Source organism: Spirillospora sp. NPDC048911 (assembly GCF_043198015.1).
Classification (GTDB): Bacteria; Actinomycetota; Actinomycetes; order Streptosporangiales; family Streptosporangiaceae; genus Spirillospora.
This window is the reverse complement of the sequence record NZ_JBICUD010000020.1, coordinates 1-25,904: the sequence shown is the minus strand read 5'-3', so window position 1 is coordinate 25,904 and position 25,904 is coordinate 1. Positions and strand designations below refer to the sequence as shown.

The following is a 25,904-nucleotide window of genomic DNA, read 5'->3' as shown; positions in this document are numbered from 1 at the left end:
CCTCAGTGGCTATCGCAATCACGGGTTACCCCGGCCCTTACTGGATCATCGATGAGTGGATCCGCCGGTACCTGCTCATCGAGCATAGAGCCTCCGACACAGTAATCGATAGGCTGGCTGTGTGGGCGAAGGCCCGCGAAGTGAGGAAGTTCGCCCGCTGGCAGGACGCGATCGAGGGTGTGGTCAGGGAACTCGACAAGGAAGCTCACGGAGAGGGCGCGTCTGGCGATACTGCTCTTGCTGAAGGCTCGCTCGGCAAGAGCGAGAGCGTCCTCGGCAAGAGCGAAAGTGCCCTCGGCAAGAGCGAGAGCGTCCTCGGCAAGCGCCCCCTTGAAAAAGACGCCCCCGGCCAGGCGGACAAGGACGCCCGTGAGTTGGTCAGGCGCGCCAAGTACATCGTGCAGGATGCGATGGATCTCACCGGCGCAAACAGCCTGGACGGTATTGGCAAGTACGAGAAGGACATGAAAGAAAGCTCCGATTTGCTGCTGGAAGCGGCTTCACGACTGTCGCTGCAGCAGCGCAACGCCATCACCCGCAGCGACTTGGCAGTTCTCCTCAAACAGTCGAAGAGTAGACCAATGGAAAACTGGCAGGAGCCCATAGCGCTCCATCTGGTACATCACCCGATGCTCGTCGACCGGCGACCCCAGGTGCTGCTGGCTGATACGCATGAGCTGCACCAAAGGCACCTCGACCGCCTTAAAGATAAAGAGCGGAGGGCGGCTTCCTGCGAGCTCAAAGCGGTCGTCACCACCAGCCAGGACAAGCCCATTCCCGTGGAAGCCCTCTTCGCGACCAACAGCGGAAAGAACGAAAATACCCTCGTTGAGTTCAAATACACTCCCCCTTCAGGAAACGAGGTGATCGCAAGAAGTATCGTCTCCCCCCGGACTCTTGAATTCACCTCGTTCGCGGTGACCGCGAACAGCGAGGAGCGATCCCCCACACCACGACTGTACGATGCTGAAAAGAAACTTTTTGAGGCCGTGCGCGAACGGTTGAAGGATGTGTGCACCGAATGGAAATACCCCATGCATCTGGTGACCGGAAGCCTGGTCATGGCGACTGAGATTCGGATGTGCACGTCTTGTTACATGGTCGCGCTGCAGTTCCTGAGCTACTTCCCCGGTCTGAACGTAACCGTCAACAAGACAAAAGAGCCGCGAAGTTGAGTTTTCGAGACGGCCGGCCGGGACGCCGACGGTGTGGGACCGCATGGCCGTGGCCCCAGCCTGCGACCGTTCTGCCACTCTGGCTCCTCAACGCCGATCGATGCGCGCTTTCGGCTCGGCCTTCAGATCGTGGGTCGCGCCGGGCAGCGCCCGACACCCACACGGTGGTGCCGTCCGGACGGCTATGACCTGCAGATTCACGCCATGCTTGTGGTGCTTCCCGGAGTAGAACAGCCGGTCGGCGGCCACACGGCCGATCAGGACGAGGGCGCCGTCCAGCAGCAGGTACGACAGTCCGTCCTTGGCAGCGTTGCGCAGCGCTCGGTCGAGCTTGGGAGAGCGGGCGGCCAGCAACTCCCCCAGCTATGCCCCTGCAGCATCGCCGCGGCTATGCCGCAGACCTTCACCACGGCCTCCCGACCGGCGACATCAACCGGTCCGAAAGTTCCCCGCACTACAACGCCGTGCGGGTGCGCGCTGCTACCAGCTCCGATCCGCCAGGTTCGAGCTGGTGGCTCTCCTGAGGAGCGTTCAGCCGCTGGTTCCTCAGGTGTGCCTTTCCGTTCTGATCCACCTCGTCGTAGGCAGGACTGCTTCCCGTCCTCCCGGTACCTCCCGGTTCAGGCTGCTCTCTGCTTCACCCGGCCCGCTGTGGCAGGCCAGGGGCGGTGTCCTTTCACCACCGCGCGGTTCGTCAGCGCCTCGTGGCGCTCGATGTCGGTGACCCATGGCTGGTTGGGTGCGTTCCGGTGGAAGTCCGGGTCGACCAGGTCGGCGGCGGTGGGCAGCTGCGGGACCGGGCGGCGGGCGCGGCTGTGGGGCAGGCCCTTGATCCCGGCCTGGCGAATCGGCTTCTCCACGGTGCCGTGCCCGACGATGATGCCGCGGGCCGGCCTGAGTTCGGTGCGGATGCGGGGGGCTGCCGTAGATGCCGCTGGAGGCGGCGTGGTCTGCGCGATCGCGTCGGTCAGCCACGCTCGCCGGGTGGCGCGTGCCGAGGGTGGCCGGCTGCGCCAGGCGTAGAATCCTGACTCCGACACCTGCAGCACTCGGCAGCAGGCGCGGACCAGCAACCCTTCGGCGACCATCACCGCGATCGCTTCGAAGCGTCTTTTGGTGCACCGCCTCTCTCAGCAGCTCGGCGGCCCGCCTGGTGACGGCCAGCTCGCTCTCCAGCTCGGCGATCCTCCGGCGGGCGGCCACCAGGTCACTGTGATCGGTTAAGGTCACACCGGGTTCTAGCCTTTGGTCGATGCGGTCCTGCCGCCAGTTGTAGATCGTTTGATCATTGAGCTACAGGTCCTCGGCGATCTGCTGAACGTCCGTCCGGCAATGCCTCAGAAGAATCATCCGGCCGATAAGCGTGATTCTGTTTTTGCGGCATGCGGCTCCTGCAGCGCCCTCTGGGAGGACGGGTGGCGTGGCCATGCAGGTCATGCTGTCGAAGCTCTGCGGACGCCACCGGGCGGGCGGCGTCCGCAGAGGATGTTAGGCGGTCAGTTTTGCTCCCTCTTGCGAAAGATGTCGTTTACCCAGGCGGGACGGAGAGAACTGGGATCGGCGTTCGTCCACTCGGCCTTTTCCACGATTTCGAAGAACTGGCGCATCCCTGGTTTGAGACCGGTGTTCTTCGTGCCGGGGGTGACGATGACCGCTTGGCTGGCGGTGAGACGTCCGGTCGTCCGGTCGATGAACATCTGCCACTCCAGCGTCCCGTACGCCGTGTCCGTCGTTCGCATCGCGATGGCTTGCTTCTTCCGGCCGGTGGGGTCGGTCGCCGTCACGACGCGGACGCCCTCGATGCTCGCCAGGATCCGGTACGTGGCGACCCGTACCCGGTCGGACACCGGCCTTTCGAGCAGCAGCGTCGACGCGCTCGTGAACAGGTAGAGGTCCGGGCGCTTGAGCCGTTCGTGGTCGAACTTGGTGGCGTAGTTCAGTAGCCACGCGCGCAGCTTGGGCGGGTCGGCCGGCAGCTTGCGGGCGGTGGACACGTCGAAGTCGGGATACGCGCCCTCATGGGTCGCCGGACCTCGCTGAGCCGGGCCAGGCAGTTCGACGTCGCGTTCTGGCAGGACCGGACGGCCGTCCTCGCGCTCAGGGCCGCTTGGGCCGTGCGTCGTGGGGGGACCAGGCCGGCCGTCCTTGACCCACAACCTGCGGTCCTCGGGGCTCACCGGCTTCACAACGATCTCCGAGTCCTCATCTTGCCAGCCCTCGGAGGAGAGTCCCTTGCCCAGCGCATTCTCAGTCGTCCCGGAGATGCTGTAGGAGCCGCAGGTCACCTCGAGCGTGTAGGGCCCGTGGGCGGATCGCACGACGGCCGTGCGGCCCTCGACCAGATGCGTGTACCAGAAGCGCCCTTCCTTCATGTCTCGTTCTTTCGCGTCGGCCGCCGCGAGCAGGAAGTTGGCCGCGGGGCCGCTCTGTCCTGCCAGTGGTTCCGGGTGGTAGAGCGGGCGGTTGCTCCACTGGAGGTATCCGCCGGCCGCCGCCAGCGTGATGAGGGTCGCCCCGGCGATCAGCGGCACGCCGAAGCGAGGACGTACCCACCATGCTCGTGGCGGGGCCTGGCGCTCGCCCGCTCTGACGGCCTCCAGCACGAGCCGGCGCGCCTCGTTCTTCGTACGCGCCGAAGCGGGGCGCTCCTCGGTCAGCGCGTCGCTCAGCATCTTCATCTCGTTCATCACTGTCCCTCCCCCAGAGGATGGACGCCCCCAAGCGCCTCGCGTATCTGCTTCTTCGCCCTGCTGAGCCGGGAGCAGACCGTCCCGTACTTCACACCGAGTGCCTGCGCGACCTCCGGATAGGTCAGGTCGGCTAACGCGACCAGCAGCAGTACGTCCCGCTCCCCGCTGGACAGCTTCGCCAGCGCCGCTCCCAGCGGTGCTTTCACCGCGGAGGCGGACACTCGCGCCGCCACCGTCTCCTCGTGGCCTTCCTCTTCGGGCGCCTCTCGTTGCAGGCGGGCCATCGCCTGGTACCGGCGCACCTCGTTGCGGCGATGGCGGCTGACGAGCCTGGTCGCGATTCCGTACAGCCAGGCCCGCACCGATCCCTGCTCGGGATCGAACCGGTCCTGCTTGCGGAACGCGACGAGGAACGTCTCCGCCGTGATGTCGTCGGCGGCGTCCGCGCCGAGCCGACGGTCGACGTAGCGGTGGATCTCGTCGTAGTGGTCGTCGAAGATCGCGGCGAACCGTGCCTGCGGTTCCGCAGGTTTGTCGCGCGGCCGTCTGAAGACCTGGATAGCGTTCACATTCCTACTCGCCCTGAAGCCCGCAAACCCTTCCCAGGCGCCAACGCCGGCATCTGCGCCCTCCCCCGTCGCGCCTGCTGAGGCGAAACCCGTCCATCCCACCTGCCGACCATGATCGAGTCATCCGGCGCACCGGACAAAGCGTCCTGCCGCCACCGATGGCGGACGATCCGCCGCTCGGCCCCCGCCGCCCTCACCGCGCTCCCGGCGCACGTCGCCGAGGCGTACGAGAGGCAGGCGCGTAACGGGCCGTGTTTCGTCTGTGCCTTTCTCGCCGGGCGCCCCGGCTACGCACACCAGACGATCTACGAGGACGAGGAGACCGTGGCCTTCCTGGATCGGTGGCCCACCCTTGCCGGCAAGGTTCTGGTCGCTCCCAAGGCGCACATCGAGCACGTCGTCCGCGATCTCAATGAGGCCGCCTACACGAGACCAGCGCGATGGCGGCCCGCTTGCGCCGAGCGCTCCGCGGACAGTGACCGTGGCGCGGCGCGGGCCTGCCGCTTCAGAGCGCCGGTTTAGGCGTTACCTGGAGGCGGCGCCCCGGGCGATCATCGGTCTATGGCGTGGAGCCGTGCAATACGGACGGCAGTTCCGTCCTGGAGCGGATGCCGAGTTTGCGATAGGCGTTGCTCAGGTGAACCTCGACGGTCTTCGGAGTGATGAAGAGAGTCTGGGCGATCTCCCGGTTGGTGACGGAACGCGCCGCCATCTCGGTGATCCGTTGCTCGCTCGGGGTGAGGCTCGCCAGGCCGGTGGGCGAAGCCCTGTTGTACCTGTACGCCCCGGTCGCGCGGAGCTCGATCTGGGCTTCACGCGCGAGCGGTTCGGCGCCGCAGACGGTCGCGATGTCGATCGCTTGACGCAGAGGAGGACGAGCCGCCGAGCGCTGGTTCTGACGTCGTAGCCGGGACCCCAGCTCCATGAGCGCCTTGGCGTGCTCGAGACGATGCGGGGACGGGGCCAGGAGGGCGATCGCCTCCTCGATCATCGCCGTTCCCTCGGCGCCGGACAGGGAGCTCAGGAGGCGTAATGCTCTCCCCAGCGGGCCGGGCGTGCCCCAGGCCCTGGCGAGGCCGACCTCTTCTTCGGCGTAGGCGATCGCTTCGGGAAGGCGGTGGAGCGCTCGCAGGCAGAGGGCGGCCTGCGAGCGCCACGGGAGGATCGCGGGATTGCGGCCGCCGTGCGCGGCGAACAGGCGGCCCGCCTCCAGCGCGGCGTGCAGCCCTCGCTCGTGGTCACCGCGCAGGTGGAACAGCCGGCTTTGAGCGTGCAGGCAGTAGTACAGGGGGCTGGCCGGGGGTGCGCCTTCGCGCATGCCGCTCCAGTCCAGGGCGGCTTCCGCGGCGTCGAGCAGGCCCTGTTCGATGAGGATCTCCGCGTGGAACGCCCCGCTGAGCGGACGGCTCGCGTCCACCCCGGCACATTCCACGGCCCATATCGCCTGCGTGGCGTCGGCGTGCGCTTCGGCCAGCGAGCCGCGCAGGAACCAGGCGAGGGAACGGTAGGTGTAGGCCACAGCCATGGAGGAGACCGCGCCGCGCCGGTGGATATGGGTGGTGGCCTCGTCCAGCAGCGCCGTGCCTTCGTCGAGGTCTGCCAGGAGGAGGACGTGGGAGGCGGTCCACAGCCGTCCCGCGTCGTGGAGATACCATTCCGGGCCGGACAGTGCGCGTCTGGCATGGAGCTTGGCGTCCGGGTCGCCCGCTATGGCCTTGAAGAAGGCGATCACCGCGTCCAGCGGTTTGCCGCAGCGCCCGTCGCGCGGCGGCGTCGCCGTGGCCTGGACGAGGCGCTCGCGCAGGTCGCCGCGTTCGGGGAGGAAGGCGGCCAGGATGCCCAGATGCGCCAGCGCGAAGCGGCGCAGGTCGGTGTCGCCAGGCGGGGCGTTGGTGAGTATGTCGTTCCACAGCTGTTCGGCTACGTCCGTGCGACCCGCCAGAGCCAGCGCCATGCCGAGCCGGCAGGCCGTCTCCGCGCGGTCTTCGAGCCTGCCGGCGGTGGACAGGGCGGCCCTGATCGCCTCCGTCAGATACTCCATGGACCCGGCGACGTCGACGAACAACGCGACGTCGCCGGCGCGGCCAAGGATCTCCAACCGCCTGTCGACGGTCAGCGGTTCGAGCAGGGCACGCTTGAGGTAGGTCAGCGCGATGTCCGGGGCGCCCTGATCGAGTGCGTGGGAGGCGGCTTCGTCGAGGACGGCGTAACCGTCCGCGACCGAGCCCGGCGGGCTGCCCAGCAGGTGCGCGGCGACACGCTCGGCAGGGGCTCGCCGGCCGATCAGCGCCGTGGCGATCCGGGCGTGCCACATGGCCTGCTCGATCCGCGGGATCTGCGCGAGCACACCCGACCGGACGATCGGATGGGCGAAGGAGGTGCCATGGCCGGGTTTGAGGAGTCCCGCCTCCGCGAGCCTGCCCGTGGCCTCGAGCGCGGTGCGCAGGTCGAGCCCGGCGACGGCGGCGGGAAGGTCGGCATCGGTCTCCTCGTCCAGGAGCGCCAGCGCGTAGGCCAGTTGCCGCTCGGGCTCACCGAGCAGGGCCAGGCGCAGCCCCACCGACTTCACGACCGCCTGGGCGCCCAGGTCACCGACGTGCGGGATCCGCTCGACCTCGGGCGGCACCCCCTGGCCCTTCATGATGTCGACGAGTTCATGCAGGTAGAGCGGGTTGCCGCCGACATGGCGGTGGAAGGCGAGGGTGAACTTCTGATCGACCGGACGCCCGAACGCCTCCTGCAGGAGGCGCTCGGTGGCGTGTTCGGTGAGCGGTGCCGGCCGGAGCACCCTGGCCGACATGGCGGAGGCGCTGAGCAGCCGGTTGAGCAGCGCACGGTCCTCACCTTCCGGCCGCAACGCCATGATCAGGCCGACGGGGAGCCCCTCCAGCCGGGGAATCAGGTAGGAGAGCCATCGCAAGGAGGGGTCGTCACACCAATGCAGGTCATCCATCACCAGCAGCAGCGGCTCCCTCGCGGCGAGGTTCACCGTGAGCCAATACAAGCCGTGCAGCGTGGCGAACGACGGGCTGACGGTCTCCGAGTCCGGCACGTGCGAGCCGACGACGAGCCGCGCGGGGGAGGCCGCCCCGGACAGCAGGTCGTCCTGGTCGTCCGGGCCGGATTCGGCCACGCATCGCTCGAAGAGCTGCCGGACGATGCCGAAGGAGAAGTCCTGCTCGAGTTCGGAGGAGTGCGCCGACAAGACGCGTAGTCCGCTGGTGCGGGCGTGTCCGCGAGCGTCGTTCAGCAGTTCGGTCTTGCCCAGCCCCGCGGCGCCTTCGATCACCAGGAGGCCGGAGCCGCCGGCGGCCACATCGCCGACAAGCCGGGTGAGCGCGGCTCGTTCGCCAGCGCGCTCCAGCAGGCTGTCCTTCTCAGACATGGCTCGACCGTTCGTGGCCGGACTCCGCCGCATGCACGCGCTACTTTGCGGCCCGACACCGGAATTGTAGTTGTCGAAAGTCTTGGGGTCCCGACCCACAACGTGGGGCTCAGCGCCTCTCGCAGCAGGCGGCCCCGATCGCATCACCAGCGACGGCGGCCAGGTCTTCGTCCGGTTCGGGAACCGGGTACGGGTGGGCGAAGAAAACCTTGGGGTCGGTGTAGGGGTTGCTCCCTGATGTTCGGGCACCGCCGAACGCCGAATCTTGGTGGCGGAAGGCAATCCCAATCCTGATGGAGAGAACACGATGTCTACGACGTCAACGACCCGACGCCGTGCCGCCCGCGCCGGTTTCGGTCTCGCGGCCGGCCTCGCGCTCGCCGGCGCCGCCGCCCTGCCCGCCACCGCCGCCGTCGCGGCCACCGCGGCGAACGCGGCCGACGCCGCTACCGCCGCCACCGCGGCCAACACCGTGACCTTGGTGTCCACCGCGAAGGTGTGCGTCAACGACCCGGCGATCAGCCAGGTCATCTGCGACGCCCCCACCTTCAAGGACACCCTCGGGGTCGGCTCGTCCAACGACCACACCGTGACCGTCCAGGGCACCCGGTTCGAAGTCAAGGTCAAGTACCGGGTCCTCGCCCCGGCCTCCGGCCCTCGGACGCTGATCGTGAGCCAGCAGCTCATCTACAGGGCCAACGGGTCGACGGCGAACTCCGTCCTCAAGCCGGTGACTCAGCCGTCAGCAGGCGTGCCCCTCAGCACGACCACCCCGTTCACCTCGGAGTTCTCCGAGGACATCAACGTCGGCAGCGGCGACCTGTCCACCCAGCCGCCCCACCCGGCTAGCGGCAGCGTGGCGATCACGGGCTTCATGACGAGTCCGTGACCTCCTCATCCAGCGTTCTTCGGCCAGGACGCCCGGCTCACCTCCGAGGAGTTGCCCCGCCCTGCGGGGACGTGACCATGCGCCAGGACGGCGGCGACGTTCGTGCTCGCGCCGCCGGCCACCGGCCAGGCCGCGGCCGCGCGCGGTGGCGCGTGACCAGCCACGGCACACCCGGCAGCTAGGCGATCTTCAACGGAGCAGCTGGCCATCGAAGGGCCGGGGTGCCCGCTGCTACAGCGGGCACCCCGGCCCTTCCGGCATGCCCCTTAACTCGGTAGCGACTACCGATCCGCGCGTAGGGCTCTCGGCACAAAGCTTCTGGATGTCCGCACTGCGAACACCGTCACCCGTGGCGGGTCCTGTCCATCCAAGGAAAGCAGCGAGCATGACTTCCATTTCAACGGCGTGGTCGTGCACCGGTTCGAGAACGTGCAGAACGGCCTGGTGATGACCGCCGACGGCACCGCCCCGAAGACGCTGATCAGAACCGCGCCGCTGAACGGCGGCCTGTCGCCGAACCAGCTGTACCGCACGCAGTGAGGCCGACATGGCGCGCGCGTGAGGGCCCCGCACCTCACCGACCCCCTTGGGGCCTGCCCTCATATTGGCTTGACAGTGTGTCCAGCCAACATCCATGCTCGATTTAACTGTACACAGTGTTCTATGAAAGGGTTCACCGAGATGACTGGCCTGCCAGTACTCCAACGTCTTCTCACCACGCTGGCGATCATCGTCGCCGGGTTCGCGATCGCGGTCCCGGCGAACGCCGCATCGACCACGTCCGTCCATGTCAGCAGCAGCACGCTGTTCATCGTCGGGACGTCCGCCGGGGAGACCGTCAACATCGAGTTCCAGTTCGGCCTCCTCACGATCGACTCCAGCTCGGGGATCACCGCGGGAGCCGGGTGCTCTTCCCAGGGGACGACCGCGGTCTCGTGCTCGACGAACGTGCAGTTCATCGACGCGAGCACGCTCGGAGGCAATGACACGGTCAACAACAGGACCTCGTTGCAGTCGTCGGTTCGAGGCGGCGGCGGCCTGGACACCCTGAACGGGGGGTCCGGCCCGGACGGGCTCAACGGCGGCGCCGGGGACGACACCCTGATCGGCAACGGCGGCGTGGACGTCGCCAACGGAGTGGGCGGGTTCGACACCTGCAACGCCGAGACCGAAAGCAACTGCGAAGCCTGAGCAGGTGCCGGCTGGGGTGGATCGTCCGCCCCAGCCGGTTTGCCCAGCCACCGACAGGCGGCTTCGGGCGGGTAAGCGGCGACAGCACCCCTCAGCCTCGTGGTGGTCTGCCGCTGGACGTCAGGCGCCCCGGCCGCGTGCAGCCGGGGCGTCCGGCGTCCGGCACACGGCTCGCTCGGCCATGTCCACCAGGATGTCGGCGGCCTCGTCGACCGTGTGGCCGCGGCCGGTCACCAGCAGGTCCAGGCTCTCGAAGCTCGTCAGCACCCACAGCGCGTCGACCGCCCCGTCGACGGTGAGCCCCTCGCGCAGCTCACCCTCCCGCTCGAGATGCTCGGCCAGGCTCTGCATGCCGGCCCGCCGGTCGATCTCCATGTGGCGTACGGCGCCGCCGGCGGACTCGGGGTCCAGCCGGTCCATGGCGTGCAGCACGCGGTAGACCGCCAGCTCCTTGCCCTTCATCCGGCTGGCCGCCCGGATGCCCTCGCGCAGATGGTCACGCGCGTCGGTGGCACCCACCGCCCGGCCGAGCTCGCCCAGACCGGTGCGCTCCCAAAGATCGGCCACGAACGCGTCGAACAGGCCCGACCGCGAGCCGAAGTCGGCGTAGATCGTCGACCTCGACACCTCGGCCAGCTCGGCCACCCGGCCCAGGCTGGGCTGCTCGGTCGGCGCCTCGCGCAGGCACTGGCCGACCGCGTCCAGGATCCGCCGCCTGGTCTCCTCCGCGGCCTTGGCGCGGAGCACCTGCTGATACTTGCGGGGTGCCATGCCCCCATCATGCCAGATTCATCGGACAAACAGTCTGCTCAATCGCCCTGCCGCCTGCACACGACAGCCACGACGACACCGAACCGGACCGCGTCTACCGCTCCGGCGCTCGCGCGATCAATTCTCTATGCGGCCACCGCCGCCGCCCAGCCCACCGGTATAGGAGCGCGTGCAGCTCTTGACCGCGGCCTGCGCGGCCGTTGCCGGGACGGCGACGAGCGCCGCGGCCGTGACCGTTGTGAGGACGGCGGCGAGCCCGCGACGTGTTGATCTCTTCATGGTCACTCCATTGACGGGGCCCTCATGGTCCGTCCCGCACCCGCACCCGACAAACGCAGCTGAAGTCCGTATCCGGCCGCGAGCGGAGGAGCGACTCGTCCCGCTCTCGGGCGGGCTCCGTCCGGATGCCGACTCTGATGATCTCCGTGCGGCGAACGATCTAGATCATCTAGATTGCCCTGGTTCGAGATTGTTCGACCGAAGGATTCGCAACCTATGAAGATCCGTCTCCTCACCGCCGCCGCCGCGTTCGCGGTGGCCGGGGGTGCGTTGGCAGTTATCCCCGCGACCGCCGACGCGGGCATCGCTCAGGTCGCCGCCGGGCAGGCGTCGGTGAGCGCCGCCAAGGTCACGAAGTTCGATTTCCGCCAGGGCTGGGGAGTCGCCTGGGGTACAAAGTCCACCAAGGTGGTCAAGGGCCGCATGTCGGACCAGCGCAACGACGGCATCTGCATCCAGGCCCGCGTCGCGTGGTCGGTCAAGAAGCGCGGCAAGTTCCGCGTCTTCGACCGTGACACCAAGAACGTGTGCGGCGCACTGGCCGTGGCGTTCCAGGCCACGCCGGGCGACGGGGGCCAGAAGCGCAGGGCCGATCGAGTGACCGTCGCGTTCGTTCCCGTCAAGGGCGGCCTCGGCTGACTCCGAGCAGCACCGATGAGAGGCGGGTCCCGGATTCCGGGACCCGCTTTTCCCTTGCCAGTGCACGGTCAACGGAATGCGGCCAGCGCGACCGGCTGCCACTTCCGCCACGTGGCAAGCCGTTCCTCGTACTCGGCCGCGACCGGCTCGAGGGACGTGCCGAAGAAGATCCGTGCCGGCGGGTCGTCGGTGTCGGCCAGTTCCAGGATCGGCCCGCGCGTCGCCTTCGGGTCTCCGAGGTCCCACTCGATCGCGGTGGCCGCGCGGACGTCGGTGTAGTCGGGGTGCTCGGCGCTGGCGCGGACGCTGCCGCCGCCGAAGTCGGTCGAGTACGGGCCGGGTTCCAGGCAGATGACGTCGATGCCGAAGTGCGCGACCTCCTGGCGGAGCGACTCTGACAGCCCTTCCACCGCCCACTTCGACGCGTGGTAGCCGCCGATGCCGGGGAACGCCCGGACGCCGCCCTCGCTGGTGACCTGGATGATCCGTCCGTGGCCCCGGGCGCGCATCAGCGGCAGGACCCCTTGCGTCACCCACAGTGTGCCGAAGAAGTTGGTCTCCATTTCGGCGCGGATCTCGGTCTCGGTGAGTTCCTCGACCATGCCGAAGTGGCCGTAGCCCGCGTTGTTGACGATCACGTCCAATGTGCCGAAGCGCTCGGCCGCCTGGCGCACGGCGGCGAAGACGGCGGCGCGGTCGGTGACGTCGAGCCGCAGCGGCAGCACGGCGTCGCCGTACCGCTGGACAAGAGGACGCAGGTGGTCGAGGTCGCGTGCGGTGGCGGCGACCCGGTCGCCTCCCGACGTCGCGACGCGGACCGTCACGCTGCATTTCCCCACCAAGGAGGACCTGCTCTTCGCCGACGACCCGTTCGCCCCGCGATCATTGGCGGCCCGCCTCGACGCCCGTCCCGGCGCCGCCCTCGACGCCGTCGGCGAGTGGATGCGCGACACGATGCGCGCCCTGGACGAACGCGACGCCGACCAGGGCCGCGAGCCCGGCGAGACCTGGTCCCTTCGCGTCAAACGCGCCAGGCTGATAGCCGAGGACGAGGACCTTCGCGGCACCGCCCGCGCGAGCTACTACGAACTCGAACGCCTCATCGCCGCCGCCGTCGGCAACGACGCGGGCCTCCCGCCGAACGCGCTGGCGCCGCGCCTGACCGCCTACACGGTGGTGGGCGGCCTGCGCGAGCTGTACATGACCAACGAGGCCCGCCACCCCGCCACCGAGGAACTGCTTCCCCTGGTAGACCGCGTACTCGACTTCGCCCGCGCAGGCCTGGCCAACTGCACCGGCTAAGATCATCCGGTGCTGCTCAGGTGGAAACGCCATGTGACCCGCCACCCCCTGCTCGGAGCCGTCGAACTGACGCTCGCCTGGCACGCCGTCCTCCTGCTGGTCGCCAAGGTCCTGCTGCCGCCGCTCGCGCCGCGGTGGTTCCCCGCCCTGGGGGCGACGATCGTCAACGTGGCGTGCTTTGGCGCGGTCATGCTCGTGCTGTGGCGGTGGGGCTGGCTGCGCAAGTCCGGCGTGGCCACCTTGGGACGCCGCTGGTGGCTCGCCGCGCCCATGGCCCTCATCGCGTGCTCCTACGCGCTGGCCGGCCTGGACGGGAACACCACCCTCGTCATCAGCGGTCTCGTCTCGCTGATGTGGGTCGGGATCAACGAAGAGGTCCACAGCCGCGGCCTCGTCCAGCAGGCCCTCAGCCCCCTCGGACCGGTCCGCGCCGCGATCTGGGTCGGCGCCCTTTTCGGGGTGGGACACCTCCAGAACTACCTGTTCTTCGGCCGGTCCCTGGACGACACGCTCTGGCAGATGCTGTCGGCCGGCCTGTTCGGCTTCTGCTGCGCCGCGCTGCGGTTCGCGATCGGCTCGGTGTGGCCGATGGTGTTCGTCCACGGCCTGGACGACTTCATGCAGATCCACTCGCCGGGCTCGGTGCCCTGGTGGTGGGAGGCGTCGGTGTACGTCTTCCACGCCGCATTCGGATTGTGGCTACTACAGCGATACGGCGCGCAGAACGACGACAAGCCCAAACCACTGGCAACGTCAACAACCTAAGTCACCCAGAGGGCACCCTCGGCCGACGCTCGATAACTAGCCTTACGTCAACCTGAAGGTCTCGAATCGCGGATCTTGGGTCGGGCACCGTCCAGTCCGTGACCGAGCGGGTCCTAGTCACTTGTCCGGTACCGAGGAAAGGGCGGCCTCCCTACCGTTCCCGATAGATCTCCCCACTGATCGGGACGGATAGAACCGCTGTGAAACTTATAGAACACCTCGAGACCGCAGTCGAGCTGACGTCGGTGAGTAAGCACTACGCGCACGGTGTCATCGCGCTCGACGACGTGAGCGTCGGCTTCCGCCAGGGCACCTTCACCGCCGTGATGGGCCCGTCCGGCTCGGGCAAGTCGACGTTGCTGCAGTGCGCCGCCGGGCTGGACCGGCCCACCTCAGGTCGGGTGGCGGTGGACGGCAGGGACCTGACGACCATGAGCGAGCGAAAGCTGACCCTCCTCCGCCGCGACAGGATCGGGTTCGTCTTCCAGTCGTTCAACCTGCTGCCTTCGCTCACCGCCGCCCAGAACGTCGGGCTGCCGCTGCGGCTGACCGGCCGTCGCCCCGACCCTGAGCTGGTCGGGCAGAGCCTGGACGCGGTCGGACTCGCCGACCGTGCGGGACACCGCCCCACCGAGCTGTCCGGCGGGCAGCAGCAGCGGGTGGCCATCGCGCGGGCGCTGGTGACCAGGCCGGCCGTGCTGTTCGGGGACGAGCCGACCGGTGCCCTGGACACCAACACCAGCAAGGATGTGCTGCGCCTGCTGCGCGGCCTGGTCGATGTGCACGCGCAGACGATCGTGATGGTGACTCACGACCCCATGGCGGCCGCGTACGCCGACCGAGTGCTGTTCCTGGCCGACGGCAGGATCTGCGGAGAGCTCCCCGACCCCACTGCCGAAGCCGTGGCCTCCCGGATGCTCCTGCTGGAGGAGGCATGCTGACCATTGCCTTCAGCACCTTGCGTACGCGCATGGTGTCCTTCGTCGGCACATTCCTGGCCCTGGCACTCGGCACGGCGCTGATGGCCGCGATGGGCCAGGTCCTCGCCACCACGGTCGGCTCGCCGGAGAGGGAACCGCAGCGCTACGCCTCCGCCCCTGTCGTGGTGGTGCCCGATGGCCGGCTGAGAGTCGACGGCCGTCTGGGCGAGACCAGCGCGCCGCTGGCCGCGCCGCGCGGCCTGCCGGAGAGCCTGGCCGGGCGCTTCCCCGGCGCGGTCACGGACCGGGTCTTCACCGCGCGGCTCGCCGGGGGCCCCGCCGCTGTCGGCCGCCCGTGGTCCGCCTCGCGCACCGCGCCCCAGCGACTCCTACGCGGCGGCGCGCCGGCCGGATCACGGGAGATCGTGGTGAGCGGCGGAGCCCGCGTCGGCGACCGGGTGCGGGTGGTGACGGCCGCGGGCGCGGAGCCGTACACGGTGGTGGGGCTGACGACCGCGCCGGGCACCGTGTTCTTCAGCGACGCGGAGGCCGCCAGGCTGTCGCCACGGATCGACGCGCTGGCGCTGTGGCTCCCGTCTCAGGAGGTGCACGCCGCGGTCGGGTCCGCCGCCAAGGTGCTGACCGGCCAGAATCGGGCACTCCTCGACCCCACCAGAAAGAGCGACGAGCAGGCGAGGAACAACGCCGGCACGATCGTCGGCATCGCCGCCGGGTTCGCCGTGTTCATCGCCGTCTTCGTGGTGTCCTCGACGTTCGCCTTCGCGGCGGCGCAGCGCCGGCGCGAGTTCGCCCTGCTGCGTACCGTCGGCGCCACCCCAGGCCAGGTGCGCAGGATGCTGTACGGCGAGGCCGGCATCGTCGCCCTGCCGGCGGCGGCGCTCGGCGCCATCGCCGGCCCCTTCCTGGCAGGCCCGATTCTGGACTGGCTGGTCGGGCTGGAGATGGCGCCGGGCTGGCTGGCACCGAGCACCGCGACCTGGCCGTCCCTCGTCGCCTTCGCGACCGGCGTGGTGGTCGCCTTGTCCGGGGTGGCGCTCGCGGCCAGGCGGGCGGGACGGGTACGTCCGGCGGAGGCCATGCGCGAGGTGGCCGTCGAGCCGCGGGCGATGACGTGGGGCCGCTGGGCGGTGGGCGCGGCCCTGGTCGGGACGGCGCTGGTCAGAATGGCCATGACCGCCATCGGTGACCCGGCGAAGGCGACGAACAACAAGTCGTTCATGCCGATCGTGATGCTGCTGGTCGCCGGTGCGGGAGTCCTCGCCCCCGCCCTGGTGCGGCCGGTCACCCGGCTGCTGGCCGCCTCGCTGAACGGCCTGCGCGGTGCGGGCGGCGTCCTGGTGCCCGCCGCCGCGGCGGCCTCCGCCCGGCAGACCGCCGCGGTCGCCGCTCCCGTGCTCATCGCCGTCGGCCTGGCCGCCGCGCTGCTCGGTGGCGCCGCGATGACCGACGCCACCAAGACCGCGGCGCAGGCGGCCCCGGTGCGCGCCGACTACCTGGTTCTCCCCACCGGCACGGCAGGCCTGGACCGCCAGCTCGTCGAACGCCTGCGCGCACTTCCCGGCGTGGACGTCGCGGTCACGGCGCCGACCAGCGTCTACACCCTCGAAGGCGACGCCGTGCTCATCCAGCGCCCCGCCGAGGTCGTCGACCCTGCCCGCCTGCCCGCCGTACTCGATGTGCCTCTGACGGCGGGGTCGCTGACCGACCTGGACGACGACGGCATCATCGTCTCCAAATCCTGGGAGAGGAAGCTCGGCGCGAACGTAAAGGTGTGGCGTGCCGACGGAAGCGAAACCTCACTCAAGGTCGTAGGAGTGCTCGGCGTCGACGCACAGTCCGATTCCTACGTCACCCGGGCGAACGCCCGCTCCGCACCGCCGACCACCGCGTACGCCAAGCTCCGCCCAGGCACGTCGCCGGCCACCGTCCAGGCGGCACTGGAGCGGGCAGTCTCGGGGCACAACGCGCGAGCCGTCGCGAAGGCGGGCTGGGTGGCGCAGGCCGGAGAGCAGCGCGGCTCGGCCAGCAGGCTCGGGCTGCTCGTCGTCCTCGGCATCATCCTGGCCTACACCGCGATCGCGCTGGTCAACACGCTGCTGATGGCCGCGTCCGGCCGTGCGGCCGAGCGCGACGCCCTGCGCCTGCTCGGCGCGACCCGCGGCCAGGTGCTCCGCTACACCGCGGGCGAGGCCCTGCTGGTCGTCGCCGTCGGCGTCGTCCTGGCCGCGGGTGTGGCGGTGCTCAGCCTGGCCGGGCTGTGGGCCTCCCTGACGCAGCTGGCGGCACCGATCGCGATCAGTCTGCCGTGGCCCTCGATCGCCGCGGTGGCGGGAGGGTGCGCGCTCCTCGGCGTACTCGCCTCGATCGCGCCCGCCCTGCGGCGACGACGTTAGTCCTCACCCAGATCGAGTCTGGCCAACTCCACCCTGGAGGAGACGCCCAGCTTGGGAAAGGCGCGGTAGAGGTGGTAGCTGACGGTCTTGGGGCTGATGAACAGGCGGGCGCCGATCTCCTTGTTGGTCAGCCCGGTCACCGCCAGCCGGACGATCTGCAGCTCCTGGGGAGACAGGTCGTTCCGCCTGTCGGCGTGGACGAGGGCGGCGGCACTGTCGCCGGCGGCGCGCAGCTCCGCGGTCGCCCGGTCGGCCCACGGACGGGCCCCGAGGCGCTGGAAGATCTCCACTGCGATCCGCAGGTGCGTGCGGGCGTCCTTCTTGCGGCGCTCCCGGCGCAGCCACTCGCCATAGAGCAGCTCCGTCCTGGCCCGCTCCAGGGGACGTTCGCGCGGCCCGTGCAGCCGCAGGGCGGTCGTGAAGTGCGGCTCCTCCCCCGACAGCAGGGCCCTGCAGCGCGCCAGGACGGCGTCGGACCAATCCAGCCTGGCAGCGGCGGCCCACTCGGCGAACCGGGCCAGCGGTTCCGCCGCCCGGCCGGGCTCACCGGTCCGCACAGCGGCCTCGACCTGGTCGGCGGCGAAGTAGACGGCTTGGTTCTGGTGGCGCACCGGCCCGGCCTGCGCCTCCTCCAGCCGGTCGAGCACCTGCGCGTGCCGACCGCGGCTCAAGTCGAGCATGGCCAGCGCCCACTCGCCCCAGGCCATCCCGTGGGCGATCCCGGTCAGCGTGAACTGGTCCCGGCACCGTACGGCCAGCTCAGCGCAACGCGCCTCGTCGCCTTGCACGGCGGCCAGCCAGGCCAGGACGCCCTCCGCATAGCCGGTCCGGTGGGGCTGGCCGCTGTCCAGCGCGATCCGCAACCCCTCCTCTGCGTCGGACATGGCGTTGCGGAACCTGTTCAGGTGCAGCTCAGCGGAGGCCAGCGTCGCGTACGCGATCGGCAACCACCCGGTCGTCCCCAGGGAACGGCACTCCTCGACGAGGGCGGCGCAGATCTCCTGCTGCGCGGTGAAGTCGCCGACGAGCCCCGCGACGAACGCCGCGTTGAGGCGCAGGCCATAAGACCCCCGTTCGATCCGCCTCGCGTCGGCCACCAGCGGCCGCATGGCGGGCAGAGCTCTGGCCGGGCCTCGGGTGAGCGACTCCGAGCGCGCGGCGACAGCCGTCACAGCGGAGTCCAGCCCGTGCTCCGGGCGCAGCCGCAGCGCGTGCAGCCGGTTCGTGGCCTCTTCGAGCAGTTCAGGATCGCCGAGTTGCGAGGCGTTGCGCGCCGCGTCCACCAGCATGAGCCCGGCCGCGCCCGGATCGTGCTCGGCGATGCGCGCCGCCCCCGACAACAGCAGGTCGTGCGCGGTGTGGGCCGACCCTCGCTCGAAGGCGATCCTGGCCCGCAGTCCGGCCAGCCGCGCGGCGGGACGGGGGGCGTCGACCAGGCGTGCCGCGCGCTCGGCCAGCTCCTGGGCCCGCTCGGGGGATCCGGCGTCCGCCGCGGCCACGGCGGCCTCGGTCAGCCGCCTGGCGAGCTCAACGCGACCGGCGGTCAGCTCGGCGGCCCGTTCGAGCGCCGCCGCGGCGGCCGCGTGTCCCTGCCGTTCCCTGGCCCGTTCCGCGGTGCGCTCCAGCGCGGCCGCCGCGTGCTCGTCGGGGCCGAGCGCCGCCGCTGCCAGGTGCCAGGCCTGCCGGTCCTCCTGATCGTGCAGTACCTCGGCCAGCGCGCGATGCACAGCGAGGCGCTGGTCCAGGCTGCCCGCGTGCAGGGCAGCGGCCCGCATCAGCGGGTGCGTGAAGGTCACCGTGCCACCGGCGACCGTGACCAGACCCTCGGCGCCGCCGAACGCCACCGGGCCGGCGCCCAGCAGCTCGGCCGCGCGCAGGACGACACCCAGGTCCCCCGCGCCCTCGATCGCGGCGACCAGGATCATCAACCGCGTCTGCTCCGGCAGCACGTCGAGACGGGCCCCATAGGCCTCCTGGATGCGGCGCGGCAGGGGCGTGGGCGCGAGCCGGTCACCAGTACGGGGCAGCTCGATCAACGCCAGCGGGTTCCCGCCGCTCTCCGCGAGAACCCTGGTCCTCACCGTGTCGGACAGATCGGGGTCGCAGTCGCTCAGGAGCGCGGCCGCGGCCGCGGGGGTCAACGGGCGCAGCCGGCGTTCCGGCAGGCCGGGCGCGTGGAAGCCGTCGCGCGAGGCGAAGATGAGCGCGATGCCCTCGGCGTCCAGCCGCCTGGCCGCGAACAGCAGCGTGTCGGCGGAGGCCCGATCCAGCCAGTGGGCGTCGTCCACCAGGCAGACCAGCGGGCCGTCCTCGGCGATCTCCGACAGCAGGGAGAGCGTCGCCAGCCCGATCACGAATCGATCTTCACCCCCGCCCGCGCCCAGACCCAGCGCACCACGCAGGGCCGCTGACTGCGGGCCCGGCAGGGCGTCCACGCGGGCCAGGGCGGGACGCAGCAGCTGGTGCAGGGCGGCGAACGGCAACTCGGCCTCGGTCTCCACCCCGGTGCATCGCAGGACGCGCGCGCCGGCGGCCTGGTCCGTCACATGGGAGAGCAGCGCGGTCTTACCGATCCCCGGGTCTCCATAGATCACGAGAACCCCGCTCCGCCCGGCGTGCGCACCCTTGAGCAGCTCGTCAACAGCACGCTGGTCGTCCTCCCGGCCCCGGAGCATGGGAAGACCTTAACGAAGACCACCGCCAGGCTTGCCCCTGCAATATGTGCATATCGCCAGGCTGTGGAGGGTGGCGGCGCAGATGGTCAGGCGAGGAGAAAGGCGGCTGCACAGGCCGTCGGGTGCGCGAGTTCAGGGAGCCCCATGGGCCGGAAACAAGCCGGTGCCCCGTTCACGGAAGGAGATCGAGACCTCCGGGCCCGAATATCCCAGGTATCGGGTGTCAACACGGGTCAACCGGCGATCGACGTCGGCATCGATGATCTGCCCGCCGGGCAGCGCGACCGGTACCTGCAGCTGGCGGTGTTCACCGGCCGCGGCCCGTTCTCCATCGCCGCCGCGGCCGCGTTGTGGCCTTCGTTCACCGACTCACAGACGCGCGAGTTGCTGGTCGAGCTCAGTGGCCGATCCCTGGTGATCTGTGAACAACCTGCGCGTGAAGCTTGCCGAACTCAAGACCGCCCACCAGGCCGCCGAAGCGCAGATCAAGGAGATGTCCGACCGGCTGCAGAACCTGGCGACGCCGAGTTGGCCGACGCCGAGCGTCTCGCCGTCCATCATTGACATGCGGACCGGTACGGGTGCGCAGGCCGTGGACAGCCTGGAGGGACCTCCAGTTCGAGTGGCGCCGGCGAGCCCACGGCTGAGGGACCGGGCTGACGTGCGGGAGATTGTGCATACCGCATTCCTGCAGGTCCGTTTGTGCTGCGCGCGGTTTGGCGCTGATCGCCACCGCGCCGCCGTGCGGTGCTCGCCTTCGGATCACGCTCTGGCCTGCTCTAGATCCGCACTACCGCCGCGATGGCGGGGCCTCGCGCCGTTGACCTGGCCGCGGGTCGAGAGGGGAAGCTGTCGTTGGAACGGAGCGGGCGCCGTCGCAACGGCACGCTGGTCGCGCACTGGAGCCTTGTCGCTCGGGTCCATGCGGCCGGTGGAAGCGGCATCGCTGCGGCGCGATGGCCGAGGTGGCCCATCTGGTCGCCGGCGGGCACAGCCTTCGACGGTGCTGTGCTGATAGCGGGTCGGCTGAAGAGCGGGGACCGTTTCCTCGTCGGCGACACTGAAGGCCCGGCCCCCTGCCTATACGGACCGGGTGTGATCCGCGACTGCTTATCTCGGTAGTCATCACCGACGTCCGGCATGGCGGCGCCCCGGAGACTGGCGAAGGTCGAATCCCACGCCAGACGAAAGGAGCCAACCATGGGTCTGGTCCGACGCACGACCGGCCTGGCGCTCGCGGCGACGCTCGCCGCGAGTCCAGCCGTCGTCATCTCGACATCGCCTGTGCAGGCTCGGTCCTGCACCTTCTCGAACACGCTGCGCCACAGCGGCGGTTCGATCCTCGGAGCCCGGCAGATCTTCTGCGATCCCGATGACACCGAGGGCTCGTACCTGCTGGTCACCGTCCAGCGTCTGATCAACGGTGTCTGGGTCAACGTCGCTTTCGCCGACGGCGACGCCGCGCTCTACCCGTGCCCCGGCACGGCGCTGACGTCCTACCGGCTCAAGGAAGTCACCAGCAAGAAGATCACCGTCGCCTGCGGCTGATCTCATCCGATCTTCGCTCGAAAGGTTCTCAGATGTCTTCATCCCTGGCCCGTGCCGCCACCGTCGGCGTCCTGGCCGTACTCCCGCTGACCGGTGCGCTCGCCCTGAGCACACCGGCCGCGCACGCCGACAAGTGCACGGAAGTGCTCACCTCGCTGGAGTTCACCGGCACCCATGTCGCCGCGGAGAAGTTCCGCATCTGCGAAGGCGGAGGCGTCATCCCGCTGTCGGTCACCATCCAGCAGAAGGATCCGTCCACCGGCCTCTGGAAGACCGTCGCCAGCGGCGTCGGCGGCGCCGCCTACGCGTGCCAGGGGAGCTCTCCCTCCAAGCGCTACCGCCTGGCCGGCGGCAGCAGCGCAGGCGTGCTGATGCCCTGCGCCTGACCCTTTGGCCTACTCGGCTGCCCGCCAGTACCCAGGGCATTTGGCGGTACGGCTGGCGGCCGAGTGCCAGGCCCGGTTCGGGCGAGCGCCGCAGCGGCTGCTAGTCGACCAAGCCGAAACGGCCGCTCTCGAAGGCATCGACACGATCTCTCATCCCGGCAGACGCAGCGGACTGCTCACCACTACCGCCACAGCCCTGGTCACCGCGCTGCCCCGCCACCGCGACACCCTCACCGATCGGCAACCTGATCCGCGCACCGCGGCGCGTCGCCTGCTCGCCCGTCTACTCACCGATCCACACAGCTGGGACGCCGCCCTCCCGGTGCTGGGCGAGATCGCGCCCCACGCAGTCGCCGACATCTACCTCAGACTCACTCGCCTGTGGTGAACCAGCAGCTCACCTCCCCCACCGCAAGCAACGCTCGGGTCTGAACGGCGGTACTTCCCGCTGGACGGACCCGATCAGGCCGGCTAGGACGCCGTGGCTCGTCTCTGGAGAGAGCCTGGGACAGCTCGGCGGCGAAGATCACCAAGGACTGTCGCATCTAACCATGCCTCCTGGAGGCTGCACCGGCCTCCCAGGCTGGGACGTGCTGGGAACCGGGCTAGGTCTGGCTGCGTAAATGAGTTTGGGGAGCCACGTGCAGGTGGTCTCGACAGCCAAGCGATCAATCCCGCTTTCGCGGTAGGGAGGTCGATCGCGTAGTCGAGGTCGTGACCTGCGCAGCGCGTAGACACCGGGTTTCGGTTGTGGATAGCCGCGTATGGCCTGGGAGAACGCGATGTCGCAGACCCTGCGGAGCACAGATTCCGTCCGGTGTGGCCCGGCTGGTGGCCGCTCGGGTCACTCCTCGGTGTTGTCAGCCTCCTTGGCCTTGGTCTTCGCCGACGAGGCCTGCGAGGGTCTCGCCGAGGCCACTGAGGGCCTTGGGCAGGCCGGTGGGCGCTGGGGGAGCGGGCGCGGCCTGGGCCGAGCCGGTGAAGGCGGTCAGCGTCAGCGCGACGGCGGCCACAGTGGTGGCCGTGGTGACGCTCGCGGTCCGGATCAGCGTGCGGGGGGTGCGCATGAACAGCTCCGATCACGATAAGCGTTCGGTTAATTACTGTATGCCCACCGAAGAGGTGGCAACCCGTACGGCCGCCGGGTGGGGAGGAGCCAGCGGCGTACCGGTGAATCACGCCGGATCTACCTTGCGGCTCGCCGTTGCTTGAGGAGCTCGGGGCCGAGATGGTTTGCGTCGTGATCGACCGGGAGGCCGCCGACCCGCCCTGCCCGGCCCGGTCGGGCGGGTGGTGAGGGTGCTTGGGCAGGCGGCTCCGCAGTGACGGCGTCACCTGGACCGACGTCGCACAGGCCTGCCAGGTCCGGATCGCTGACGCGCAAGCCGCTCTGGGTCACACCGAGGACGACCACGCCGAAGAGGCCACACAGGGCAAGGAGTAACAACACTGGTCCCTGTCACCGGCAGCCGGCGGCTTGTGGCAACCTCGTTGACTCTCGCCCGCTACCGCGCAAAGGTCGGAACGCCAAGCTGGCAAACCCCGGCAATCCATCAAAGGCTGGCTTCGAATCTTCGACCTGCTGGTTCCAATCCTCAGGTGGTCTCGGGCACGAGTTGTGACCCTGGCCCACATCGGCGGGCCGCGGTCGCTATGGTCCGTTTTGTGGAGAGCGAAGTCCCGTCGCAGCAGGACACGGCCCGGCTCAGGCGGACCGCCGCGAAGGTGGGGGCCGCGGCCGTCCTTGGTGTGGTCGTCCTTGGTGTGGCCCAGAGCGGCTTGCACGTCGGCGATCCGGACCTGGCAGGCCTGTGCAGCATCTCTTTGGGCTTCTCGGAATTCAGAAATGCATGGCGGACAAACAGCTTCTCCGCTCTGCGTAACCGCGCGCATGAATGAAACGCTGAGGTACAGACGCCCTCAGGAATACCGCGCACCCGGCGCCACCGGATCCGAGCGGATCATGTTCACGTGGGCGGTCGCCGAAGCGGCTGCGGGCTGTTCCTAGCGGGCCCGCAGCCAGCGATGGGCGTAGGCGTCCAGGCTCACTCGGACACGTCCCTTGGCAGTGGTCTCGGTCGTCCAGTCGTCCAGCAGGTCGGCCAGTGTGCGGGAGTCGTCCAAGCCCGGAATGTCGAGATCGATGTCGATAGGGGTGTCCGCGAAGTTGTGCAAGGTGACCAGTACGGCGTCCTCTGTACGGAACTCGATCGCCAGCACGGCGGGCTCTCCGGTGTCCAGGACGGAGTACTCGCCCCAGGCGAGCTCCGGAGTCTCGCGGTAACGCTCGGCCAGCACACTGGTCCACGACAGCAGCGAATCCGGCCGGCCGCGTTGGTCGGCCACGTTGACCTGGTCCGGCCCGTACCGGCCGGTGACCACCGGGCCCGGGAAGCAGGACGGATCGGCGGTCGAGAAGCCGGCCGCGGACCCGGGTCGCCACTGCATGGGGGTACGGACGGCGAGCCTGCCCTTCCCGTCCAGGTCCTCGCCCATGCCGATCTCTTCTCCGTAGAACAGAACCGGTGTGCCCGGCAGGGAGAACAGCAGGCTGTAGACCATCTTGATGCGCCGCATGTCGCCGCGGAGCATGGGAGGCAGCCGCCGGCGAAGACCCCGCCCGTACAGTCGCATCTCCTTCTCGGGGCCGAAGGCGTCGAAGACCTCCTGCCGTTCCTCGTCGGTGAGCTTGTCCAGCGTCAGCTCGTCGTGGTTGCGGACGAACGTCGCCCAGTGCGCGTCCCGCGGCGCGCGCGGACGGTCACGCAGGGCTTCGGCGAGCGGGCCGGTATCGCCCCGGGCCATCGACAGGTAGAACTTCTCCATCCCGACGAAGTCGAAGCACATCGTCAGTTCGTCGCGGTCCTCACCGTAGAAGGGCATGGTCTCGGGGTAGGTGAGGTTCACTTCGCCCAGCAGTACCGACTCGCCGTTGCGGCGGGTCATGAACGAACGCAGATCGGCCAGGTACTCGTGCGGGTCCGGCAAGCGCCCGGCATCGGGCTGATCGGTGGTCTCCAGCATGAACGGCACCGCGTCCACGCGGAACCCCGACAGGCCGAGCTCCATCCAGAAGCCCACGATCCGCGCTATCTCGTCGCGCACGGCCGGATTGGTGATGTTGAGGTCGGGTTGCTGCTTGTAGAAGCGGTGGAAGTAGTACTGGCCCGTCCGTTCCTCGTACTGCCACAGGCTGTTCTCCTCATCGGGGAACGTGATGCCCTGGGGCCCGCCCCGCGGCGGCTCGTCGGCCCAGACGTACCAGTCGCGGTACGGCGAGTCGCGGTTCTCCCGGGCACTGACGAACCAGGGATGCTCCACCGAGGTGTGGTTGACCACCAGGTCGGCGATCACCCGGATGCCGCGGTCACGGGCCGTCCGCATGAACTCCACGAAATCGCCGAGCGTGCCGAGCCGGGGGTCCACGCCGTAGAAGTCGACGATGTCGTAGCCGTCGTCGCGTTCCCGCGTCGGATAGAACGGCATCAGCCAGATGCACGTGACGCCGAGCCGGTCGAGGTAGTCGATCTGCTGGGTGAGGCCGCGGAAGTCCCCGCATCCGTCGCCGTCGCCGTCCTTGAACGTCTCCACGTCCACGCAGTAGACGAGTGCGTTCTTCCACCAGACGTCCGAGGTCCGCGTCAGCTTCATCGCGGGCCCTCCGCCAGCTGGGGCAGCACCTTCGCGCCGAACACATCGATGAACCGGTCGAGTTCCTGCCCGACATGGTGAAGGTAGATGCCCTCGAAGCCGAGCTCGGCGTACTCCTGCAGCCAGGCGGCGTGCCGGCCGGGGTCCGCCGAGACGTTGACCACCTGGGCGACCTGCCGCGCCGTCACATGCTCCGACACCGCGTCGAAATGCTCGGCCGTCTCCAGGTCCCAGCACACAGGCGGCGCGAACACGTTGCTGCGCCACTGGTCGTGCGCGATATGGGCCGCCTCGTCCTCGTCCGGCGCCCAGCTCAGATGGACCTGAAGGTTGACCGGCCCCCGGCCGCCGCTGTCGCGGTAGGCGTCCACGATCCGGACGAGGGTCTCCCGCGGAGCGTTCACCGTGATGAGCCCGTCCGCCCAGCCGGCACACCAGCGGGCGGTGTCCACGCTCACCGCGGCACCGACGAGCTTGGGCACGGTGTCCGGCAGCGTCCAGAGCCTGGCCCGATCGACGCTCACCAGACCGTCATGACTGACCTCCTCCCCCGCCAGCAGGGGGGCTTACCCCTGAATGTGGACACCGGTTTCAGACGGCGGTTGCCAGGCTACCTGCGGTTTTCTCGTAGTTGATCGGTGATGTCTGGCCGAGC

At 69.4% G+C, this 25,904-nt stretch carries 27 protein-coding genes and 1 pseudogene; 16 read left to right on the top strand and 12 right to left on the bottom strand.

Going from position 1 to position 25,904, the window contains the following annotated elements:
- Positions 1-5: 5 nt before the first annotated feature.
- Positions 6-1,175, top strand: coding sequence for a deaminase domain-containing protein (locus tag ACGFNU_RS49820; protein ID WP_392603840.1), 1,170 nt, complete (start codon positions 6-8; stop codon positions 1,173-1,175).
- 117 nt (positions 1,176-1,292) lie between these two features.
- On the opposite strand, the pseudogene ACGFNU_RS49815 reads toward ACGFNU_RS49820, so the two are convergent.
- The 4 genes and pseudogenes from ACGFNU_RS49815 to ACGFNU_RS49800 all read right to left on the bottom strand — a co-directional run.
- A pseudogene (locus tag ACGFNU_RS49815) lies at positions 1,293-1,532 on the bottom strand (transposase family protein); the annotation flags it as partial.
- A 263-nt stretch (positions 1,533-1,795) separates the two neighbouring features.
- Positions 1,796-2,215, bottom strand: coding sequence for a hypothetical protein (locus ACGFNU_RS49810; RefSeq protein ID WP_392603838.1), 420 nt, complete (start codon positions 2,213-2,215; stop codon positions 1,796-1,798).
- A gap of 456 nt (positions 2,216-2,671) precedes the next feature.
- Positions 2,672-3,862 (bottom strand): hypothetical protein, encoded by a 1,191-nt coding sequence (locus tag ACGFNU_RS49805; RefSeq protein ID WP_392603836.1) that lies wholly within the window; start codon positions 3,860-3,862, stop codon positions 2,672-2,674.
- Positions 3,862-4,434, bottom strand: a complete 573-nt coding sequence (locus tag ACGFNU_RS49800) for an RNA polymerase sigma factor (RefSeq protein ID WP_392603834.1) — start codon at positions 4,432-4,434, stop codon at positions 3,862-3,864. Before ACGFNU_RS49800 ends, ACGFNU_RS49805 begins: the two co-directional genes overlap by 1 nt.
- 111 nt (positions 4,435-4,545) lie before the next feature.
- Here ACGFNU_RS49800 and ACGFNU_RS49795 point away from each other — a divergent pair, with 111 nt between their 5' ends.
- The gene (locus ACGFNU_RS49795; protein ID WP_392603832.1) at positions 4,546-4,956 is read left to right on the top strand and encodes an HIT family protein; all 411 of its coding nucleotides are present in this window, start codon (positions 4,546-4,548) and stop codon (positions 4,954-4,956) included.
- A gap of 37 nt (positions 4,957-4,993) precedes the next feature.
- Here the strand turns inward: ACGFNU_RS49795 and ACGFNU_RS49790 are convergent, their stop codons facing one another.
- A complete protein-coding gene (locus tag ACGFNU_RS49790; protein WP_392603830.1) occupies positions 4,994-7,819 on the bottom strand; it encodes a helix-turn-helix transcriptional regulator in 2,826 nt (941 codons plus the stop codon).
- 307 nt (positions 7,820-8,126) lie between these two features.
- Between ACGFNU_RS49790 and ACGFNU_RS49785 the strand changes: the two genes are divergently transcribed.
- From ACGFNU_RS49785 to ACGFNU_RS49775, 3 genes are all read left to right on the top strand, one after another.
- Positions 8,127-8,708: a hypothetical protein gene (locus ACGFNU_RS49785; protein ID WP_392603828.1), complete on the top strand. Its 582-nt coding sequence runs from the start codon at positions 8,127-8,129 to the stop codon at positions 8,706-8,708.
- Positions 8,709-9,113: 405 nt separating this feature from the next.
- Complete coding sequence (locus tag ACGFNU_RS49780) at positions 9,114-9,248, top strand: hypothetical protein (RefSeq protein ID WP_392603826.1); 135 nt, start codon at positions 9,114-9,116, stop codon at positions 9,246-9,248.
- A 141-nt stretch (positions 9,249-9,389) separates the two neighbouring features.
- Positions 9,390-9,899: a hypothetical protein gene (locus ACGFNU_RS49775; protein WP_392603824.1), complete on the top strand. Its 510-nt coding sequence runs from the start codon at positions 9,390-9,392 to the stop codon at positions 9,897-9,899.
- 120 nt (positions 9,900-10,019) lie between these two features.
- Here the strand turns inward: ACGFNU_RS49775 and ACGFNU_RS49770 are convergent, their stop codons facing one another.
- Together ACGFNU_RS49770 and ACGFNU_RS49765 are read right to left on the bottom strand one after the other, a co-directional pair.
- A complete protein-coding gene (locus ACGFNU_RS49770) occupies positions 10,020-10,670 on the bottom strand; it encodes a TetR/AcrR family transcriptional regulator (protein ID WP_392603822.1) in 651 nt (216 codons plus the stop codon).
- 117 nt (positions 10,671-10,787) lie between these two features.
- On the bottom strand, positions 10,788-10,949 hold the full coding sequence (locus tag ACGFNU_RS49765) for a hypothetical protein (RefSeq protein WP_392603820.1): 162 nt from the start codon (positions 10,947-10,949) through the stop codon (positions 10,788-10,790).
- Between the two features lie 216 nt (positions 10,950-11,165).
- On the opposite strand from ACGFNU_RS49765, the gene ACGFNU_RS49760 reads away from it, so the two are divergent.
- The gene (locus tag ACGFNU_RS49760; RefSeq protein WP_392603818.1) at positions 11,166-11,588 is read left to right on the top strand and encodes a hypothetical protein; all 423 of its coding nucleotides are present in this window, start codon (positions 11,166-11,168) and stop codon (positions 11,586-11,588) included.
- 68 nt (positions 11,589-11,656) lie between these two features.
- On the opposite strand, the gene ACGFNU_RS49755 is transcribed toward ACGFNU_RS49760, so the two are convergent.
- Positions 11,657-12,412, bottom strand: a complete 756-nt coding sequence (locus ACGFNU_RS49755; RefSeq protein ID WP_392603816.1) for an SDR family NAD(P)-dependent oxidoreductase — start codon at positions 12,410-12,412, stop codon at positions 11,657-11,659.
- On the opposite strand from ACGFNU_RS49755, the gene ACGFNU_RS49750 reads away from it, so the two are divergent.
- The 4 genes from ACGFNU_RS49750 to ACGFNU_RS49735 all read left to right on the top strand — a co-directional run bounded on the left by ACGFNU_RS49750 (position 12,366) and on the right by ACGFNU_RS49735 (position 16,989).
- Entirely contained in the window at positions 12,366-12,890 is a 525-nt protein-coding gene (locus ACGFNU_RS49750) for a hypothetical protein (protein WP_392603814.1), read from the top strand. The two genes, ACGFNU_RS49755 and ACGFNU_RS49750, sit on opposite strands and share 47 nt — an antisense overlap.
- Before the next feature lie 9 nt (positions 12,891-12,899).
- Entirely contained in the window at positions 12,900-13,655 is a 756-nt protein-coding gene (locus ACGFNU_RS49745) for a CPBP family intramembrane glutamic endopeptidase (RefSeq protein WP_392603812.1), read from the top strand.
- 245 nt (positions 13,656-13,900) lie between these two features.
- Positions 13,901-14,596, top strand: a complete 696-nt coding sequence (locus ACGFNU_RS49740; RefSeq protein ID WP_392603810.1) for an ABC transporter ATP-binding protein — start codon at positions 13,901-13,903, stop codon at positions 14,594-14,596.
- Positions 14,590-16,989, top strand: coding sequence for an FtsX-like permease family protein (locus ACGFNU_RS49735; protein WP_392603808.1), 2,400 nt, complete (start codon positions 14,590-14,592; stop codon positions 16,987-16,989). Before ACGFNU_RS49740 ends, ACGFNU_RS49735 begins: the two co-directional genes overlap by 7 nt.
- On the opposite strand, the gene ACGFNU_RS49730 is transcribed toward ACGFNU_RS49735, so the two are convergent.
- Complete coding sequence (locus tag ACGFNU_RS49730; RefSeq protein ID WP_392603806.1) at positions 16,986-19,664, bottom strand: AAA family ATPase; 2,679 nt, start codon at positions 19,662-19,664, stop codon at positions 16,986-16,988. The two genes, ACGFNU_RS49735 and ACGFNU_RS49730, sit on opposite strands and share 4 nt — an antisense overlap.
- 144 nt (positions 19,665-19,808) lie before the next feature.
- On the opposite strand from ACGFNU_RS49730, the gene ACGFNU_RS49725 reads away from it, so the two are divergent.
- From ACGFNU_RS49725 to ACGFNU_RS49710, 4 genes are all read left to right on the top strand, one after another.
- Positions 19,809-20,228, top strand: a complete 420-nt coding sequence (locus ACGFNU_RS49725) for a hypothetical protein (protein ID WP_392603804.1) — start codon at positions 19,809-19,811, stop codon at positions 20,226-20,228.
- A gap of 636 nt (positions 20,229-20,864) precedes the next feature.
- On the top strand, positions 20,865-21,212 hold the full coding sequence (locus ACGFNU_RS49720; protein WP_392603803.1) for a hypothetical protein: 348 nt from the start codon (positions 20,865-20,867) through the stop codon (positions 21,210-21,212).
- 32 nt (positions 21,213-21,244) lie between these two features.
- Positions 21,245-21,598 carry a hypothetical protein gene (locus tag ACGFNU_RS49715; protein ID WP_392603802.1) on the top strand — a complete coding sequence of 118 codons (354 nt, stop codon included), beginning with the start codon at positions 21,245-21,247 and terminating at the stop codon, positions 21,596-21,598.
- A 40-nt stretch (positions 21,599-21,638) separates the two neighbouring features.
- Positions 21,639-21,986, top strand: coding sequence for a hypothetical protein (locus ACGFNU_RS49710; protein WP_392603801.1), 348 nt, complete (start codon positions 21,639-21,641; stop codon positions 21,984-21,986).
- Positions 21,987-22,458: 472 nt separating this feature from the next.
- Here the strand turns inward: ACGFNU_RS49710 and ACGFNU_RS49705 are convergent, their stop codons facing one another.
- Positions 22,459-22,665, bottom strand: coding sequence for a hypothetical protein (locus ACGFNU_RS49705; protein WP_392603800.1), 207 nt, complete (start codon positions 22,663-22,665; stop codon positions 22,459-22,461).
- A 236-nt stretch (positions 22,666-22,901) separates the two neighbouring features.
- On the opposite strand from ACGFNU_RS49705, the gene ACGFNU_RS49700 reads away from it, so the two are divergent.
- Together ACGFNU_RS49700 and ACGFNU_RS49695 are read left to right on the top strand one after the other, a co-directional pair.
- Positions 22,902-23,042, top strand: a complete 141-nt coding sequence (locus ACGFNU_RS49700; protein WP_392603799.1) for a hypothetical protein — start codon at positions 22,902-22,904, stop codon at positions 23,040-23,042.
- Between the two features lie 221 nt (positions 23,043-23,263).
- Positions 23,264-23,497: a hypothetical protein gene (locus ACGFNU_RS49695; protein WP_392603797.1), complete on the top strand. Its 234-nt coding sequence runs from the start codon at positions 23,264-23,266 to the stop codon at positions 23,495-23,497.
- A gap of 105 nt (positions 23,498-23,602) precedes the next feature.
- Here ACGFNU_RS49695 and ACGFNU_RS49690 read toward each other — a convergent pair whose 3' ends face one another.
- Positions 23,603-25,249 (bottom strand): alpha-amylase family protein, encoded by a 1,647-nt coding sequence (locus ACGFNU_RS49690; protein ID WP_392603796.1) that lies wholly within the window; start codon positions 25,247-25,249, stop codon positions 23,603-23,605.
- Positions 25,246-25,806 carry an LLM class flavin-dependent oxidoreductase gene (locus ACGFNU_RS49685; RefSeq protein ID WP_392603943.1) on the bottom strand — a complete coding sequence of 187 codons (561 nt, stop codon included), beginning with the start codon at positions 25,804-25,806 and terminating at the stop codon, positions 25,246-25,248. Before ACGFNU_RS49685 ends, ACGFNU_RS49690 begins: the two co-directional genes overlap by 4 nt.
- Positions 25,807-25,904 lie beyond the last annotated feature (98 nt).

Excerpts from the sequence above, each read along its gene's own strand:
- ACGFNU_RS49770 (WP_392603822.1), bottom strand. The coding sequence starts at position 10,670 with ATGGCACCCCGCAAGTATCAGCAGGTGCTCCGCGCCAAGGCCGCGGAG.
- ACGFNU_RS49760 (WP_392603818.1), top strand. The coding sequence starts at position 11,166 with ATGAAGATCCGTCTCCTCACCGCCGCCGCCGCGTTCGCGGTGGCCGGG.
- ACGFNU_RS49705 (WP_392603800.1), bottom strand. The coding sequence starts at position 22,665 with ATGCGCACCCCCCGCACGCTGATCCGGACCGCGAGCGTCACCACGGCC.
- ACGFNU_RS49735 (WP_392603808.1), top strand. The coding sequence starts at position 14,590 with ATGCTGACCATTGCCTTCAGCACCTTGCGTACGCGCATGGTGTCCTTC.
- ACGFNU_RS49720 (WP_392603803.1), top strand. The coding sequence starts at position 20,865 with ATGGGTCTGGTCCGACGCACGACCGGCCTGGCGCTCGCGGCGACGCTC.
- ACGFNU_RS49785 (WP_392603828.1), top strand. The coding sequence starts at position 8,127 with ATGTCTACGACGTCAACGACCCGACGCCGTGCCGCCCGCGCCGGTTTC.
- ACGFNU_RS49775 (WP_392603824.1), top strand. The coding sequence starts at position 9,390 with ATGACTGGCCTGCCAGTACTCCAACGTCTTCTCACCACGCTGGCGATC.
- ACGFNU_RS49715 (WP_392603802.1), top strand. The coding sequence starts at position 21,245 with ATGTCTTCATCCCTGGCCCGTGCCGCCACCGTCGGCGTCCTGGCCGTA.
- ACGFNU_RS49725 (WP_392603804.1), top strand. The coding sequence starts at position 19,809 with ATGGGCCGGAAACAAGCCGGTGCCCCGTTCACGGAAGGAGATCGAGAC.
- ACGFNU_RS49765 (WP_392603820.1), bottom strand. The coding sequence starts at position 10,949 with ATGAAGAGATCAACACGTCGCGGGCTCGCCGCCGTCCTCACAACGGTC.
- ACGFNU_RS49805 (WP_392603836.1), bottom strand. The coding sequence starts at position 3,862 with ATGAACGAGATGAAGATGCTGAGCGACGCGCTGACCGAGGAGCGCCCC.
- ACGFNU_RS49730 (WP_392603806.1), bottom strand. The coding sequence starts at position 19,664 with ATGCTCCGGGGCCGGGAGGACGACCAGCGTGCTGTTGACGAGCTGCTC.
- ACGFNU_RS49790 (WP_392603830.1), bottom strand. The coding sequence starts at position 7,819 with ATGTCTGAGAAGGACAGCCTGCTGGAGCGCGCTGGCGAACGAGCCGCG.
- ACGFNU_RS49795 (WP_392603832.1), top strand. The coding sequence starts at position 4,546 with ATGATCGAGTCATCCGGCGCACCGGACAAAGCGTCCTGCCGCCACCGA.
- ACGFNU_RS49690 (WP_392603796.1), bottom strand. The coding sequence starts at position 25,249 with ATGAAGCTGACGCGGACCTCGGACGTCTGGTGGAAGAACGCACTCGTC.